The organism is Lacinutrix sp. (assembly GCF_029238095.1).
GTDB lineage: Bacteria > Bacteroidota > Bacteroidia > Flavobacteriales > Flavobacteriaceae > Lacinutrix.
The window spans coordinates 114,609-130,562 of the sequence record NZ_JAQWGS010000027.1 but is presented as its reverse complement, the minus strand read 5'-3'; the positions used below and the strand labels follow the sequence as shown (position 1 = coordinate 130,562).

General features: G+C 31.9%; 15 protein-coding genes. 9 read left to right on the top strand and 6 right to left on the bottom strand.

Annotation, left to right across the window (positions count from 1 at the left end; all coding sequences use genetic code 11):
• Position 1: 1 nt before the first annotated feature.
• Together P8H50_RS10120 and surE are read right to left on the bottom strand one after the other, a co-directional pair.
• Positions 2-289: a hypothetical protein gene (locus tag P8H50_RS10120; protein WP_300208553.1), complete on the bottom strand. Its 288-nt coding sequence runs from the start codon at positions 287-289 to the stop codon at positions 2-4.
• Positions 282-1,058: a 5'/3'-nucleotidase SurE gene (gene surE / locus P8H50_RS10115; RefSeq protein ID WP_300208551.1), complete on the bottom strand. Its 777-nt coding sequence runs from the start codon at positions 1,056-1,058 to the stop codon at positions 282-284. Before surE ends, P8H50_RS10120 begins: the two co-directional genes overlap by 8 nt.
• A 246-nt stretch (positions 1,059-1,304) precedes the next feature.
• Between surE and P8H50_RS10110 the strand changes: the two genes are divergently transcribed.
• Both P8H50_RS10110 and P8H50_RS10105 read left to right on the top strand, forming a co-directional pair.
• Positions 1,305-3,446 carry a carboxy terminal-processing peptidase gene (locus P8H50_RS10110; protein ID WP_300208549.1) on the top strand — a complete coding sequence of 714 codons (2,142 nt, stop codon included), beginning with the start codon at positions 1,305-1,307 and terminating at the stop codon, positions 3,444-3,446.
• A 6-nt stretch (positions 3,447-3,452) separates the two neighbouring features.
• Positions 3,453-4,544 (top strand): ABC transporter permease, encoded by a 1,092-nt coding sequence (locus P8H50_RS10105; RefSeq protein ID WP_300208547.1) that lies wholly within the window; start codon positions 3,453-3,455, stop codon positions 4,542-4,544.
• A gap of 99 nt (positions 4,545-4,643) precedes the next feature.
• Here the strand turns inward: P8H50_RS10105 and P8H50_RS10100 are convergent, their stop codons facing one another.
• The 4 genes from P8H50_RS10100 to P8H50_RS10085 all read right to left on the bottom strand — a co-directional run bounded on the left by P8H50_RS10100 (position 4,644) and on the right by P8H50_RS10085 (position 7,725).
• Positions 4,644-5,507 carry an RluA family pseudouridine synthase gene (locus P8H50_RS10100; RefSeq protein WP_300208545.1) on the bottom strand — a complete coding sequence of 288 codons (864 nt, stop codon included), beginning with the start codon at positions 5,505-5,507 and terminating at the stop codon, positions 4,644-4,646.
• 9 nt (positions 5,508-5,516) lie between these two features.
• A complete protein-coding gene (locus P8H50_RS10095; protein WP_300208542.1) occupies positions 5,517-6,155 on the bottom strand; it encodes a hypothetical protein in 639 nt (212 codons plus the stop codon).
• 33 nt (positions 6,156-6,188) lie between these two features.
• Positions 6,189-6,797, bottom strand: coding sequence for a ribosome biogenesis GTP-binding protein YihA/YsxC (yihA, locus tag P8H50_RS10090; RefSeq protein ID WP_300208540.1), 609 nt, complete (start codon positions 6,795-6,797; stop codon positions 6,189-6,191).
• 163 nt (positions 6,798-6,960) lie between these two features.
• The gene (locus P8H50_RS10085; protein ID WP_300208538.1) at positions 6,961-7,725 is read right to left on the bottom strand and encodes an alpha/beta hydrolase; all 765 of its coding nucleotides are present in this window, start codon (positions 7,723-7,725) and stop codon (positions 6,961-6,963) included.
• 296 nt (positions 7,726-8,021) lie between these two features.
• Here P8H50_RS10085 and mraZ point away from each other — a divergent pair, with 296 nt between their 5' ends.
• The 7 genes from mraZ (at position 8,022) to murD (ending at position 15,929) form a co-directional block, all read left to right on the top strand.
• Positions 8,022-8,492 carry a division/cell wall cluster transcriptional repressor MraZ gene (gene mraZ / locus P8H50_RS10080; protein ID WP_300208536.1) on the top strand — a complete coding sequence of 157 codons (471 nt, stop codon included), beginning with the start codon at positions 8,022-8,024 and terminating at the stop codon, positions 8,490-8,492.
• A complete protein-coding gene (rsmH, locus tag P8H50_RS10075; protein WP_300208534.1) occupies positions 8,467-9,375 on the top strand; it encodes a 16S rRNA (cytosine(1402)-N(4))-methyltransferase RsmH in 909 nt (302 codons plus the stop codon). Before mraZ ends, rsmH begins: the two co-directional genes overlap by 26 nt.
• A gap of 86 nt (positions 9,376-9,461) precedes the next feature.
• The gene (locus P8H50_RS10070) at positions 9,462-9,785 is read left to right on the top strand and encodes an FtsL-like putative cell division protein (RefSeq protein WP_300208532.1); all 324 of its coding nucleotides are present in this window, start codon (positions 9,462-9,464) and stop codon (positions 9,783-9,785) included.
• Between the two features lie 6 nt (positions 9,786-9,791).
• On the top strand, positions 9,792-11,795 hold the full coding sequence (locus tag P8H50_RS10065; protein ID WP_300208530.1) for a penicillin-binding protein: 2,004 nt from the start codon (positions 9,792-9,794) through the stop codon (positions 11,793-11,795).
• Positions 11,792-13,255 carry a UDP-N-acetylmuramoyl-L-alanyl-D-glutamate--2,6-diaminopimelate ligase gene (locus tag P8H50_RS10060; protein ID WP_300208528.1) on the top strand — a complete coding sequence of 488 codons (1,464 nt, stop codon included), beginning with the start codon at positions 11,792-11,794 and terminating at the stop codon, positions 13,253-13,255. The genes P8H50_RS10065 and P8H50_RS10060 overlap by 4 nt, the downstream gene beginning before the upstream one ends.
• Positions 13,256-13,310: 55 nt before the next feature.
• A complete protein-coding gene (gene mraY, locus P8H50_RS10055; RefSeq protein ID WP_300208526.1) occupies positions 13,311-14,543 on the top strand; it encodes a phospho-N-acetylmuramoyl-pentapeptide-transferase in 1,233 nt (410 codons plus the stop codon).
• Positions 14,544-14,591: 48 nt separating this feature from the next.
• Positions 14,592-15,929 carry a UDP-N-acetylmuramoyl-L-alanine--D-glutamate ligase gene (gene murD, locus P8H50_RS10050; protein WP_300208524.1) on the top strand — a complete coding sequence of 446 codons (1,338 nt, stop codon included), beginning with the start codon at positions 14,592-14,594 and terminating at the stop codon, positions 15,927-15,929.
• The last annotated feature ends 25 nt before the right edge of the window (positions 15,930-15,954 follow it).

The window sequence follows — 15,954 nt, the reverse complement described above, 5'->3', positions numbered from 1 at the left end:
TTTATAAAGTATTTAATATAAAAATTAAAGCTACTAAAACTATAGCAATTAATAAACCTTTTGCATAATCTTCTTTTTTATAGTGTAAAAAGTAGTAAAAAACTGGTATGTTAAGTAAAACTCCTATGCTTGCGCGCTTACCAATTACACTTGTAGAGAGCAATTTGTTTGTAATATCTTGAGTTGGTAAATTTAATTTAAGACCAATAAATATGGTGTAAATAGTAATTCCAACTAAGGTTGTTATTAAACCAATAATAAAACCAATAAAAACAGCTTTTTTATTCATTAAAACTCCAAGTGTTTAGTTTTTGTATGACATGATGCGCAGTTAAATCGAATTGAACAGGCACTACAGAAATATAACCATGTTCTAGAGCCCACTCGTCTGTATCTTCACCTTTATCATAGTTAACAAAAGTTCCAGTAAGCCAATAATAATCTTTGCCTTGAGGTGTTTTTCGTTTGTCGAATTCTTCTTTCCAGTTGGCTTTGGCTTGCCTACATATTTTAATACCTTTAATTTTATTTTGTTCTAAATTAGGAATGTTTACATTAAGTACAATACCTTCTGTTAGTCCTTCATTTAAAACATTTTCTGCAATAGACTTTATATAAGATTTCGAATGTTCAAAATTAGCATTCCAACTGTAATCTAAAAGCGAAAAACCAATGGCTGGAATTCCTTCTATTCCAGCTTCTATTGCTGCACTCATAGTACCAGAATAAATAACGTTTATAGAAGAGTTGCTACCATGATTAATGCCAGAAACAACTAAATCTGGTCGTCTGTCAAGAATTTCATTTAATGCAATTTTCACACAATCTGCAGGAGTTCCAGAGCAACTATAAGTATCGTAACCATTAGTTTCTACATAGATTTTTTCTATATGCAGCGTTGAGTCTAAAGTAATAGCATGTCCCATACCACTTTGTGGACTGTCTGGTGCGACCACTACAACATCTCCAATAGTTTTCATAACACTAACTAATGTACGAATTCCTGGTGCTGTAACACCATCATCGTTGGTAACTAAAATGAGTGGTTTTTTTTTCATTAAAAGGCCTTTATTTACGAGCTAAAATACATAATTTCTTAACGAATTTACTAAAATTAGTGGTTTAACAAAAAATTAGCTTGTCTCTGGATACTTGGCACGGTTTTTTCTTTTATTTTAGTAGAAATTTTGCTCTTAACATTATTTTAAAAAGCTTACGAAACGAGTATGTTAAAAACGGTATTGCTTACACAAGGATTTAATAACGAATTGCTTGTGATCTTTTAAAACAATAAATTTACACAAATGAAAAGGAAATATAATATATTATTGCTAGTACTCTTATTGGCTTTTGGTTCTTGTAGTTTTACTAGTAAAGTAGAAAACGATCCAGATAAAGACAAACTCTTAGTGCAAATTATAACATTAGCTTTAGAGCAATTACATTTTGAACCAAAAGACCTCAATGACGAATTTTCTGAAGATGTCTATAACACCTATTTAAAGCAAATAGATCCTTTAAAACGTTTTCTTTTAAAGAGCGATATTAAAGAGTTTGAAAAATATAAAACACAGATTGATGACCAGCTAAAAGTGTACGATATTACATTTTTTAATGTTACTAATGAGCGTTTAGTTCAGCGTATGGCAGAAGCTGAAGCATACTATAAAGAAGTATTGGCAGAACCTTTTGACTATACTATAGATGAAGAGTTTAATACAGATTACGAAAAACAAGACTACGTTAAAAACAAGAGACAATTAAAAGAACGTTGGAGACAATTGTTGAAGTTTAGTACCATTTCTAACTATGATGAGTTAATAAGAAACCAAGAACAAGAAAATGATTCTTTACCTAATGATAAGCCTAAAGTTAAAAAGTCTTTAAAAGAATTAGAAGTTGATGCACGAACTGAAACCAAGAAAAATCTAGATGCTTATTATACAGATTATGTAGATGATTTGGAACGTAAAGATTGGTTTGCAATGTATATTAATGCTATTGTAGAAGAGTTTGATCCACATACATCTTATTTCGCTCCAACAGACAAAGAGCGTTTCGATCAACAAATGTCTGGTAAACTTGAAGGTATTGGAGCAAGACTTCAAAAAAGAATGGATTACACTAAAATTGTAGAAGTAATTTCTGGTGGTCCAGCTTGGAGAGGTGAACAGTTAGAAGTTGGTGATATTATTTTAAAAGTACGCCAAGAAGACGAAAAAGACGCTGTTAGTATTGTTGGTATGCGTATAGACGATGCTACAAAATTAATCAAGGGTCCAAAAGGAACGAAAGTAATTTTAACACTTAAAAAAGTGGATGGCACTATAGAAGATATTACAATAACTAGAGATATAGTAGAACTTGAAGAAACTTATGCTAAATCTTCTACAGTAATAAAAAATGATAAAAAATTTGGTTTAATAAACCTACCGAAGTTTTATATAGACTTCGAAGATTATAATAATCGTAATGCAGCCTCAGACATTAAACTAGAAATAGAACGTTTAAAAGCTGAGGGTATTGAAGGCTTGGTTTTAGATCTTAGAAATAATGGAGGAGGCTCTCTAAAAACTGTGGTAGATATTGCAGGTCTTTTTATTAAAGATGGACCAATTGTACAAGTGCGTTCTACAAAAGAGCCAAAAGAAGTTTTAGAAGATACCGATGAATCTATTATTTGGGATGGGCCTTTGGTAATTATGGTTAACGAATTATCAGCCTCTGCATCAGAAATTTTGGCTGCAGCAATGCAAGATTATAAGCGTGCTATTATTATTGGAAGTAAACAAACGTATGGTAAAGGGACTGTTCAAAATATATTAGATTTAAACCGAATGGTGCGTAACAGTTCTCATGGAGATCTAGGTGCAATTAAAATTACACGTCAGAAATTTTATAGAATTAATGGTGGCTCAACACAATTAGAAGGTGTTAAGAGTGATGTTGTGGTGCCAGACCGTTACAGTTTTGTAGACATAGGTGAACGCGATCAAGACAACCCATTAGCATGGGATAAAATAGATCCTGTAAAATACGATTATTGGAATAATTATTTCGATTATGATACAACAATAAGTAATAGTAAAGTACGTATGGGTAATAATGCTCAATTAAAACTTATTGAAGAAAATGCAAGGTGGATAAAAACACAAATGGATGAGAATGTATATTCTTTAAATTACAAAAAGTATAAAGCAGAATTGGATGCCGATCAAGAGCAAGCAAAACAATTTGATGCTATTTCAGAGTACAAAACAAATCTAACATTTCAATCTTTACTATATGAGACTGCGCTTTTTGAAACAGATACTATTTTAAAAGAAAAAAGAGTGAGATGGCACAAAAATTTAAGTAAAGATGTATATTTAGAAGAAGCTTTAAATGTATTGGCCGATTTAAAAATGACCTACGAAATTAAAAAAGTAGCGACCATAAAAGATTAATAAACGTTGAGTACAACAGCAAACTCATTATCTAAATTAGCGCTCCAAAAATTCAAGAAGAATTTTTGGGGCGTTTTTAGTTTTTATTTTATAGTGTTTGTTGGTGTAATTTCTGTATTTGCTTATCTGTTTGCTCCAGATAATTCCAAACATGCAAACCAGATGCATGTTTCAATTCATTCTAAAGCGCCAGGATTTTCTATAGATATGTTGGTTTTACCATCGCAAATTGAAAACCAGCAAGGTTTTATTGATAAGGTGTTCTTCGGAAAAAATAATACAGTAACCGAAATCCCCATCTCTCAACACGCTATTTCTGCAAATACAATCCTTTATACCGAATATGTTTCCGATGGATTAAAAGGTATTGAAAAGGTTTACACGTTAGAAGATGCATCTATAAAACCTGAAACATTAATCGCTAAAAAAACCTTCTATTTAGGAACCGATAAATATGGTCGAGATTTACTTAGTCGTATTTTAGTTGGAGCACGAATTTCATTTTTTATTGGCTTTGTAGCTGTTTTTATTTCCTTAGTTATTGGCATTTTTATGGGAAGCGTAGCAGGTTATTTTGGTGGAAAAGTGGATGCGTTTATTATGTGGATAATAAATGTGACTTGGTCTATACCAACCTTGCTATTGGTAATAGCCATTACTTTAGCTTTAGGTAAAGGTTTTTGGCAAGTGTTTATTGCTGTAGGTTTAACAATGTGGGTTGAAGTTGCAAGAGTAGTGCGTGGACAAATAATTAGCGCTAAAGAAATGCAATATGTTACAGCAGCACGTGCTTTAGGGTTTAATAACTATCGTATTATTACAAAACATATTTTGCCAAACATTATGGCTCCAGTAATTGTAATCTGTGCAGCAAATTTTGCAGCTGCAATATTAATAGAAAGTGGTTTAAGCTTTTTGGGTATTGGAGCACAACCACCTATGGCAAGTTGGGGAGCAATGATAAAAGATCATTACAATTATATTATTTTAGGTAAGCCTTACTTAGCAATTATTCCTGGACTTTGTATTATGTTTTTAGTTATGGCATTTATGCTTATAGGTAATGCGTTACGCGATGCTTTAGATGTGAATAATTAATTTATTTATAAAGTTTAATTAATTCTTTTAGGTTTTTAAAACCTGAAAGGTCTTTGTTTAATTACTTTCTATAGTTTGCCTTGAGCGCAGTCGAAATGTTTATTTTCCTTCAAATATCTTTTTAAACTTATTGGGTAATTCATCTTTAAAAGACACTTTGTCTTTTGTAAAAGGATGCACGAAATTTAAAGCATAAGCATGTAAATACAAGCCTTTGCCTTTTAATATATAAGGCTCTATTCCGTAGTCTTTATCTCCTAAAATTGGTGTTCCAATACTTAATAAATGTTTTCTTAATTGGTGTTTTCTCCCAGTTTTAGGTTTCAACTTTACTAAATTAAGTTTACTAAACCTTTTCGATGTAACACTTGCTTTTACCGTAAAGTTAGATTGAGCCTGTTTACCATCAATACTAGAAGTTATATTTCCTTTAGGTGCCATGTCTCCAATGGTAATAGCGTAATAGGTTTTTTTGATTTTTTTGTTTTCAAAAAGGTTGTTTAATTCTCGAATACTATTATTTGTTTTTCCTATTAATAATAAGCCAGTTGTAGGATAATCTAATCTGTGAACTGGTTGAGGTATTGTAGCATCTGGAAGCGTACTCCTTTTTAGGTTTTGAGGTAAAGCATTTGCAATAGTTTTAAAGCTATTTCCGCTTACTAAAACGCCTGCTGGTTTGTAGATGACTGCCAAATAATCGTCGTCAAATAATACGTTTAGCTTTAATTTTAGTTTGGTTTTTGGGTTACCATCTTCTGGAACACATAAACAAATAGTTTCTCCTCCATTTATGTAAGTAGCTGATGTTGCATGAACACCATTTACAGTAATGTAATCTTTTTTTAATGCTTTTTTTAAGGCAGATTTGGTATAAACCAACTCAAATAGGCCAACACCGTATTCTTGAAGTCTTATAGGTTTTTCTAACTTAGAAACAATGTGAACTTGTTTTTGATGCATTTTGGTTAACTATTCCTCTTTTTCAAAAAAAAGTTTCCAAAACTCAGCTTTAAGAAGCTCTGCCATAGAGTCTGCTCTGTATTCTCCATTTCTAATAACACATTCTCCATTTGTTTTTAGTAGTGCAAATGAACCACATAATGTTGGGCTAATAAATATTTTTTCTCTGAAGAAATTGTTTTTATCAATAAAAAAATACTCACGCTTGTTCTTAGGTTTGTTTTTTATTGTCATTCCAGATTCAAATAAAGAGATTAAAAAAATGTTTTTCTTAGATAATTTTTTCCGCATCGGATTTGTAAATTTTTTTCTCTCACTAACTTCAGAATAATTCCAATTATTATCTCTCCTAGATGAGCAGAGGTCATCTTTATAATTATACTCAATCAATAATATTACTGAGTCAGGAATTTTGATATGTGATATTTCTTCTAGTTTGCTTTTTATATTTTTGTAGTCATACCTGCCTTTTAAATAAAGGTTTCTTAATGTGACATAGTTTTTGCCTTTTTTATCTTTATGATGCCATGAGCTTGATAGTAAATCGTTATTCCTCCATTTTTCGACATAGACTTTTTTACTAATTGTATCTCCTTTTTCGTCAATATAAATAGTTTCTTGACCATAAGTAAAGAATGTCAAAAACATAAAGAATATTATGGCTACACTTTTTTTCAATTTTTAGATGCTTTTCTCCATTCCATCATTCAATTCACCAATAAACCCAAGCACTTCATCTTTACCTATATCTTTAGAACTCGACGTTATAAAATGTTGTGGCATAGACTCCCAAGTTTCCAGCATAATATTTTTATAATCTTCTACATGCTTGTCTATGGCTTTTGGTTTTAGCTTATCTGCTTTGGTGAAAATCACACAAAACGGAATGCCACCTTCGCCTAAATATTGCATAAATTCTAAATCTATAGGCTGTGGTTCGTGACGAATATCTACTAGTACAAAAGCACAAATCATTTGTTCACGTTCTTCAAAATATTTAGTTATAAATTTTTGGAATACTTTTTTTGTACTCTTTGAAACTTTAGCATAACCATAACCAGGTAAATCTACCAAGTACCAATCTTTATTTATAAGAAAATGGTTTATAAGTTGCGTTTTTCCTGGTCTTCCAGAGGTTTTAGCTAAACTTTTTCTACTAGTTAGCATGTTAATAAGAGATGATTTGCCAACATTACTTCTGCCAATAAAAGCATATTCTGGAAGTCTATCTTTTGGGCATTTTGCTACATCAGAATTACTCATTACAAATTCAGCAGATTTTATATTCATCGTGGAGTGTTTCCGTGAAAACGGAAATGTTTTTTTAATTAATAGAAAGTTGCAAAGGTAAAGACATCTGTTCAAGTAACCAAAGAGTAAGTTGCTAAAAGCCAAAGTCTAAAGTTAATAGCAGAAAAAAGTTTACAAATTATATTAGGAGAGGTACTTGTTGTTAAAGCTTACGACTCTTAAGCCAATCTCCAAGAATAATATTAAATTTTTCAGGATGTTCCATCATTGGAGCATGACCACATTTGTCTATCCAAAATAAATTTGAATCTGGTAATAGTCTATGAAACTCGTCTGCAACTTCAGGAGGAGTGACACCATCATTTTTTCCCCAAATAATACATGTTGGAGTAGTCATTTTAGGTAAATCTTTTGCCATGTTATGTCTAATGGCACTTTTAGCAATTGCTAAAGTTTTAATTAATTTATTTCTGTCATTTACAGTTTCGTAAACTTCATCTACAATGTCTTTAGTGGCTACAGCAGGATCGTAAAAAACATCTTGTGCTTTTTTCTTAATCACTTCATAATCACTGCGTTTTGTGTAACCTCCACCCATTGCGCTTTCGTATAAACCAGAACTGCCAGTTATAATTAAAGCTTTTACTTTTTCAGGATTTAATTTTGTAAAATAAAGACCTATGTGTCCACCAAGAGAGTTGCCAAGTAAAATAACATCATCAAATCCTTTAAATTCTATAAACTCATATAAGTATTTAGAAAACGATTTTACATTTGTTTTTATAAGAGACATAGAATACACAGGTAATTGTGGGATAATTACCTTATAACCTTCTTTACTAAAACGGTTTATTACAGCATCAAAGTTGCTTAATCCACCCATTAATCCATGTAAAACAATAATTGGTGTGCCTTCTCCAGCTTCAATATAGTTGTACTTTCCTTCTGTTATAAGTGTGTGCGACATTGGTTTTTTTAGTCATTCTATAAAAGCAAATATAGGTATTTCAAATATAAAAATATAGAATAATAAAGATACTTCACAAAACAATCAACCACCACATGTTAACAGGTGTTCATTACTATTCTTTATAGCTTTTAACCTTCTAAAAACCATGTATTTAGACCTATTTACCTTATTTGTAAACACTGTAAAAATTGATTTATAGTAATTATTTATCAACAATGTGGTAAAATGTGGTAAAATGTGGTAAAATTTTCAATATATTTGAATCTTAATCGTTTTAAGATAAAAATCACACATTGAACTCATTAATAGGAACATACGAATGTAAAGCAGATGCCAAAGGAAGGCTTATGCTTCCAGCTGCGCTTAAAAAGCAATTGGCTCCTGTGTTGCAAAATGGTTTTGTTTTAAAGCGTGCGGTTTTTCAGCCTTGTTTAGAATTGTATCCAATGGCAGAATGGGAAATCTTAATGAGAAAAGTAAATACTCTTAATCGTTTTAAGAAAAAAAATAACGATTTCATTCGCAGATTTACAGCAGGAGTAAAAATGATTGATGTAGATACAAATGGGAGATTATTAATACCAAAAGATTTAACGGTTTTTGCAAGTATTTCAAAAAATGTTGTGGTGTCTTCAGCAATTAATATTGTTGAAATTTGGGATAAAGATAAGTACGAACAAGCCATAGATAATGCGACTGTAGATTTTGCAGATTTAGCAGAGGAAGTTATGGGACAAGATGAAGATAGTGATGGAGTATCATAATCCTGTATTATTAACAGAAACCGTAGATGGTTTAAATATTAAACCAGATGGTGTTTATGTAGACGTCACTTTTGGTGGTGGAGGACATAGTAAAGAAATATTAAGTCGTCTTGGTGAAACCGGACAATTATATGCTTTCGATCAAGATGCAGATGCGCTTAATAATTCAATAAACGATTCTAGGTTTACACTTATACATGAGAACTTTAGATTTATAAAACGCTTTTTAAGGTTTCATGGTGTAAAAGAGGTAGATGGTATTTTGGCAGATTTTGGAGTGTCGTCTCATCAATTTGATGTTGCAGAACGTGGATTTTCAACACGCTTCGAAGCTGATTTAGACATGAGAATGAATCAAAAAAGTCAATTATCTGCTTTTCATGTTATTAACGAATATGATGAAGCGCAAATAAAACAAGTATTGTTACAATATGGAGAGTTGCGTGCAGCTCCAGCAATGGCAAAGCTAATTGTAGAGTCTCGTAAAGATGAAGAAATAAAAACTAGTGATCAGCTTAAAACTGTTTTGAAGAAATTTTTATCTCCAAAGCATGAAAATAAAATTTTAGCTCAAATATATCAGGCTATTCGTATTGAGGTGAATCAAGAAATAGCAGCTTTAAAAGAGTTTTTAGAGCAAACACCACAGATTTTAAAGTCTCACGGACGATTAAGCTTAATCAGTTATCACTCATTAGAGGATAGATTAGTAAAACGATTTATAAGAAATGGATTGTTTGAAGGAGAGCCAGAGCGCGATGTCTTTGGCAATTTTGAAGTGCCATTTAAAAAGGTTGGAAAGTTAATTATTCCTTCTGCAAAAGAAATAAAAATAAACAACAGATCAAGAAGTGCAAAGCTTCGTATTGCCCAAAAAATATAAAGTAACGTTGTTTTTAGTGGTTTGTAAAGTATGAGCAAATTGTATTGAGAAGTAATTAAAAGATTGAGTGGAACAAAATTAAATTAATGAAAAAAAACATCTATAGCATATTAAGAGGTACGTTTTTAGTAAGTGACGACTCTTTTAAGAATTGGAGGATGATTCTCTTTATTTCTGTATTAGCTATAGTAATGATTGCAAGTTCGCACAGTGCAGATAAAAAGGTTTACGAAATAGCGCGATTAAGCAACGAAGCAAAGGAGTTGCGCTCTGCATTTATAGATGGTAGAGGACGATTGATGGAGTTGAAAAAAGAATCTGCAATTTCTCTAAAAATGAAAGAAAAAGGCTTAAAAACCTCCGAAGTTCCGCCAATAAAAATAAAGGTTAAACAAAAAAATCAAGATTAGGTTATCGTGGCAGCAAACGAGACGAACATATTAAACCGATTGTATTTTGTAGCTGGATGTATGTTCATCTTCGGCATTGCTGTGGTTGTAAAATTATTAACCATTCAATACGTAAATGGTGATAAGTACCGAAAATTAGCTGAAGAGCGAACCATTGAAGATAGACCTATACCTGCAAATAGAGGTAATGTATACTCAGTTAACGGGAATTTGTTGGCAACCTCAATACCCAAGTACGATATAAGAATAGATACAAAAACACCTAAGGATAAGCTTTGGCAAGAACAGTTAGGTCCTTTGTGCGATTCATTATCTAAATATTCAGGCAAATCGGTTAGTTATTACAAGGAAAATTTAAGAAAAGCACGCGCAAAACAAAACCGATATTATTTGTTAGCACGAGATATTGGCTATTCAGAGTATTTAAGATTGCGAGATTTTCCATTATTAAAATTAGGTGCCTATAAAGGCGGATTAATAGTCGAGCAAACAACAAAACGTGAGCATCCAATGGGAGGAATTTCTATGAGAACCATAGGTTATGAGCGAACAGACGAACAAGGTAATATAACAAGAGCAGGTTTAGATGGTGCCTTTGGTGAAAAATATTTAAAAGGGAAAGATGGTCACCGAATGAAGCAAAAAATAGGCAAAGGCCAATGGAAACCAATAAGTGATAATAATGAAGTGGAGCCTCAAGACGGTTACGATGTTTATACAACTATAGATGTAAATATTCAAGACATAGCACACCATTCACTATTAGAGCAATTAGAAAAGTACGATGCAGAACATGGTTGTGTTGTAGTCATGGAAGTAAAAACTGGAGAAATAAGAGCAATTTCAAACTTAGGTAAATCTAAATCTGGTAAATATTACGAAAAAAGAAACTATGCGGTTTGGGAGTCTCATGAACCTGGTTCTACTTTTAAATTAATGGCCATGATGGTGGCTTTAGAAGATAAAGTAATCGATACATCAACAATAATAGATGCTGGAAATGGTTCTAAGCGTTTTTATGGAAGAAGTATTAACGATACCAGAGGTTATGGAAAAATTTCGGCAGGAACGGCATTCGAAAAATCTTCAAATGTAGGATTAGCAACAATTATAGATGAGCACTACTCAAAGCAGCCTAAAAAGTTTATAAACAGATTAAAGTCATGGAAACTGCATGAGAATTTAAATCTACCAATTGTTGGAGAAGGTGATCCAGTAATACCGCAACCTGGAGATAAAATATGGAGTAAAAACGCGTTGCCATCTATCGCTTACGGTTATAATCTGCAGTTAACACCATTGCAAACTTTAACGTTTTATAACGCAGTTGCTAATAATGGCGAAATGCTGAAGCCACGTTTTTTACGTCAAGTAAAAGAATTAGATCGTGAAATTGAAACCTTCGATAAAGAGATTCGTGTAAAAAAAATTGCATCAGATGAAACCATAAAAAAAGCACAAAAACTATTAGAGAATGTAGTAGAGCGTGGTACAGGAAAAGGCATGTATTCTAAATATTTTTCAATGGCTGGAAAAACAGGAACTGCAAGAACAGATTATGCAAATAACGAGAAATGGTTAAAAGACAGGAAATATATCTCTTCTTTTGCAGGTTATTTTCCAGTAGAAAACCCTAAATATTCATGTATTGTGGTTATTCACAAACCAAGTACAAAGGTTGGTTATTATGGCGCAGATGTTACTGGTCCTGTTTTTAAACGTATAGCTCAAAAGATTTTTACAGATACACCAATAATTGATGAAGTAGAGTCTCTAGAGGTAAAAAATGCATCAATAGAAAATGAGTTTCAGCAGTATTACGATACAGCAAATACTTATTTAACCATCATGCCAAGTGTTATTGGTTTGCCAATAATGGATGCTATGGCTTTGTGCGAAAATTTAGGGCTTAAAGTAAAAATGAATGGCAACGGAACTGTGAAAAAACAGTCTATACCAAAGGGACAAAAAGTAAAGAAAAATCAAACCATAGTTTTAGAATTATCGTGATAGTATTAAAAGACATATTGTACAAAGTAACTATCAATGCAGTTGTTGGCACTACAAACGTGTCTATAAATGCCATTCAATTTAACTCGCGCGATATTGTTGAAAATGATTTGTTTGTAGCTATAAAAGGAAGTCTTGCAGATGGTCATGATTATATAGAAAAAGCAATAGAGCAAGGTGCTATTGTTGTGGTTTGTGAAAATTTACCAGAAGAAAAAAACGAAGGTGTTAGTTATATTAAAGTAGAAAACTCTAGTTCGGCTTTAGCAATAATGGCCTCTAATTTTTATGGAAATCCTTCAGCAAATTTAAAGCTTGTTGGTGTAACAGGAACTAATGGAAAAACAACCATTGCAACTTTATTATTTCAGCTCTTTAAAAATGCTGGATATAAAGTGGGTTTATTGTCTACAGTGGTAATAAAAGTTAACAATCAAGATTATAAAGCAACACATACTACACCAGATTCTTTAACAATAAATCGCTATTTAAAGCAAATGAATGACGAAGGAGTAGAATTCTGCTTTATGGAAGTGAGTTCTCATGGTATTCATCAAAAAAGAACCGAAGGTTTAGAGTTTAAAGGAGGCATTTTTACAAATTTAACTCACGATCATTTAGATTATCATGATACGTTTGCAGATTATCGCGATGTTAAAAAGTCTTTTTTTGATAATCTTGGTAAAAACGCTTTTGCATTAACCAATGCCGATGATAAAAATGGAGCGATTATGCTTCAAAATACAAAAGCAAAGCAATACAAATACGGATTAAAAAATTACGCTGATTACACCGCGCAAATTCTAGAACATTCGTTTAGTGGGATGTTACTAAAAGTTAATGGTAGTGAAGTTTGGACAAAATTAATAGGAGGTTTTAATGCCTCAAATGTATTGGCTATTTACGCCACTGCAGAATTATTAGGTCTTGAAAAAACCGAAATTCTTCGATTAATAAGCGCATTAGAAAGTGTAAGTGGGAGATTTCAATATTTAATTTCTGAATCAAAAATTACTGCTATTGTAGATTATGCGCACACACCAGATGCTTTAAAAAATGTATTAGAAACCATAAATAGTATTCGAACAAGTAATGAAGAACTTATTACTGTTGTAGGTTGTGGAGGAGACAGAGATATTACTAAGAGGCCTAAAATGGGACATATTGCTTCAGCATTAAGTACTAAGGCTATTTTTACTAGTGATAACCCAAGAACTGAACAGCCAGAAATAATAATTGAAGCTATTGAAAAAGGTGTAGAACCTCAAAATTTTAAGAAAACAATGTCCATTGCAGATAGAAAACAAGCTATAAAAACAGCATGTCAATTGGCAAATACTGGTGATATTATTTTAATTGCTGGAAAAGGTCATGAAACCTATCAAGAAGTAAATGGAGAACGTTCAGATTTTGATGATTTTAAAATATTAGAAACGTTACTAAAGCAATTACAGAAATAAAAATGTATTTCCTGCAAGGTTTTAAAAACCTAGTAGGTATTAAATAATAAAAACAATGTTATACTACTTATTCGAATATTTAGAACAACAATTCCAGTTAACAGGAGCCAGCGTGTTTCAATTTATCACGTTTCGTGCTGCTTTAGCAATTATTATGTCGTTGTTGATCTCTACAATATTTGGAAAAAAAGTCATTCGTTTGCTTCAAAAAATGCAAGTAGGAGAATCTGTTAGAGATTTAGGATTAGAAGGGCAAGTAGAAAAAGCAGGGACACCAACAATGGGTGGACTAATCATTATTTTTTCAACATTAATTCCAGTATTACTATTGGCGAGATTAGAAAACATCTATGTAATCATGCTAATTGTAACAACCATCTGGATGGGATTAGTAGGTTTCACAGACGATTATATTAAAGTATTTAAAAAAAACAAAGAAGGTTTAAGTGGTAGATTTAAAATTTTAGGACAAGTAGGTTTGGGTATTTTTGTGGGTTCTGTAATGTATTTCCATCCAGATGTAACTATAAAAACAGAGAAAATTAATCCGGTTTACGAAACCGAATTGATTACTCAAAATTCTGATAGAGAGTTTAATCCAGCCGAAAAATCTTTAAAAACAACCATTCCTTTTGTAAAGGATAATGAGTTTGACTACGCGAGTATTTTAACTTGGCTAGGCGATGATTATGGAAAGTATGCCTGGCTAATTTTTATTCCCATAGTTATTTTTATAGTTACAGCAGTTTCCAATGGTGCTAATTTAACTGATGGCATCGATGGATTGGCAGCAGGAAGCTCTGCTATAATAGTCTTTGCATTAGCCATTTTTGCATTTGTTTCTGGAAATTTTGTGTTTTCAGATTATCTCAATGTTATGTTTATTCCTAGTCTTGGAGAACTTGTGGTGTTTATTGCTGCTTTTGTTGGAGCTTTAATAGGGTTTTTATGGTACAATACCTATCCAGCTCAAGTGTTTATGGGAGATACAGGAAGTTTAACTATAGGAGGAATTATAGCAGTTATAGCCATTGGAGTTAGAAAAGAGTTATTAATTCCGTTGTTATGCGGCATCTTTTTTGCCGAATCTCTGTCTGTAATTCTTCAGGTGAGTTGGTTTAAATACACAAGAAAGAAATATGGAGAAGGAAGGCGCATTTTTAAAATGTCGCCATTACATCATCATTATCAAAAAGGAGGCTATCACGAAAGTAAAATAGTAACACGTTTTTGGATTGTTGGCATTTTTCTGGCCATACTAACCATTGTAACACTCAAGTTAAGATAGAAATATTTAGAAGTAAATGTCACACTGAGTTTGTCTAAGTGTCTCGCAATGAAAAAACAAAGATTAGTAATATTAGGAGGAGGAGAAAGTGGAGTAGGTACTGCACTTTTAGCACAAGCAAAAGGCTACGATATTTTTGTTTCAGATAAAGGAAAAATTAAAGAAAAATATAAAAACGTTCTTATACATAATGAGATTGAATGGGAAGAGCAGCAGCATACAGAAGCTAAGATTTTAAATGCAGATGTTGTGATGAAAAGTCCTGGAATTCCTGATAAAGTGACTTTAGTTCAAAAATTAATCAGTACAAAAATTCCAGTAATTTCTGAAATTGAATTTGCTTCAAAATATACCAACGCAACTATTGTAGGCATAACAGGAAGTAATGGAAAAACAACAACAGCATCGCTAACACACCATATTCTTGTACAAGAATTAAATGTTGGTTTAGCAGGCAATATTGGAGACAGTTTTGCAAAGCAAGTTTTAGAAGACGATTTCCAGAACTATGTTTTAGAAATAAGTAGTTTTCAATTAGATGGTATCGTTGAATTTAAACCAAATATTGCTGTGCTTACTAATATTACACCAGATCATTTAGATCGCTACGATTATAAATTTGAAAATTATATTAACTCAAAATTTAGAATTGCATTAAATCAAACTAAAGAAGATTATTTGATTTATGATGCAGACGATAAAGTAATTACCAAGTGGTTAAAAGAAAATACTATTCAATCTACATTATTACCATTTTCATTAGAAAAACCAATTGAAAATGGTGCGTATTTAGATAACCATAATATAAAAATAACAATAGATAACAACCAAATAATTATGCCAACAAATAATTTAGCTTTAGAAGGAAAACACAACATTAAAAATGCAATGGCTGCCTCTACAGTAGCGCATTTGCTAAAAATAAGAAAGCAAACCATTCGTGAGAGTTTAGAGAATTTTCATGGTGTAGAGCATCGATTAGAACAAGTACTTAAAATTAATAAAGTACAGTATATAAACGACTCTAAAGCTACCAATGTAAACGCAACATATTATGCTTTAGAAAGCATGGATGCACCAACAGTTTGGATTGTTGGAGGTGTAGATAAAGGCAACGACTATACAGAGTTATTTCCATTTATAAACGAAAAAGTAAAAGCTATAATTTGTTTGGGCATAGACAATGAGAAGCTAATGAAAAACTTTGGAAACATGGTTGATATTATTATTGAAACTCAATTTATGAGTGAAGCAGTAAAAATAGCATATAAAGTAGCTGAAGCTGGAGATAATGTATTGTTATCTCCAGCATGTGCAAGTTTCGATTTATTCGAAAACTATGAAGACAGAGGAAGACAATTTAAAAACGCAGTAAGAAATTTATAATTATTTGTCATTTCATAATTAATGC

Bases quoted from the DNA above. Each gene is read 5' to 3' on its own strand.
- P8H50_RS10120 (WP_300208553.1), bottom strand. From the start codon at position 289: ATGAATAAAAAAGCTGTTTTTATTGGTTTTATTATTGGTTTAATAACA.
- surE (WP_300208551.1), bottom strand. From the start codon at position 1,058: ATGAAAAAAAAACCACTCATTTTAGTTACCAACGATGATGGTGTTACA.
- P8H50_RS10110 (WP_300208549.1), top strand. From the start codon at position 1,305: ATGAAAAGGAAATATAATATATTATTGCTAGTACTCTTATTGGCTTTT.
- P8H50_RS10100 (WP_300208545.1), bottom strand. From the start codon at position 5,507: ATGCATCAAAAACAAGTTCACATTGTTTCTAAGTTAGAAAAACCTATA.
- P8H50_RS10095 (WP_300208542.1), bottom strand. From the start codon at position 6,155: ATGTTTTTGACATTCTTTACTTATGGTCAAGAAACTATTTATATTGAC.
- yihA (WP_300208540.1), bottom strand. From the start codon at position 6,797: ATGAATATAAAATCTGCTGAATTTGTAATGAGTAATTCTGATGTAGCA.
- P8H50_RS10085 (WP_300208538.1), bottom strand. From the start codon at position 7,725: ATGTCGCACACACTTATAACAGAAGGAAAGTACAACTATATTGAAGCT.
- rsmH (WP_300208534.1), top strand. From the start codon at position 8,467: ATGAAGATAGTGATGGAGTATCATAATCCTGTATTATTAACAGAAACC.
- P8H50_RS10070 (WP_300208532.1), top strand. From the start codon at position 9,462: ATGAAAAAAAACATCTATAGCATATTAAGAGGTACGTTTTTAGTAAGT.
- mraY (WP_300208526.1), top strand. From the start codon at position 13,311: ATGTTATACTACTTATTCGAATATTTAGAACAACAATTCCAGTTAACA.
- murD (WP_300208524.1), top strand. From the start codon at position 14,592: ATGAAAAAACAAAGATTAGTAATATTAGGAGGAGGAGAAAGTGGAGTA.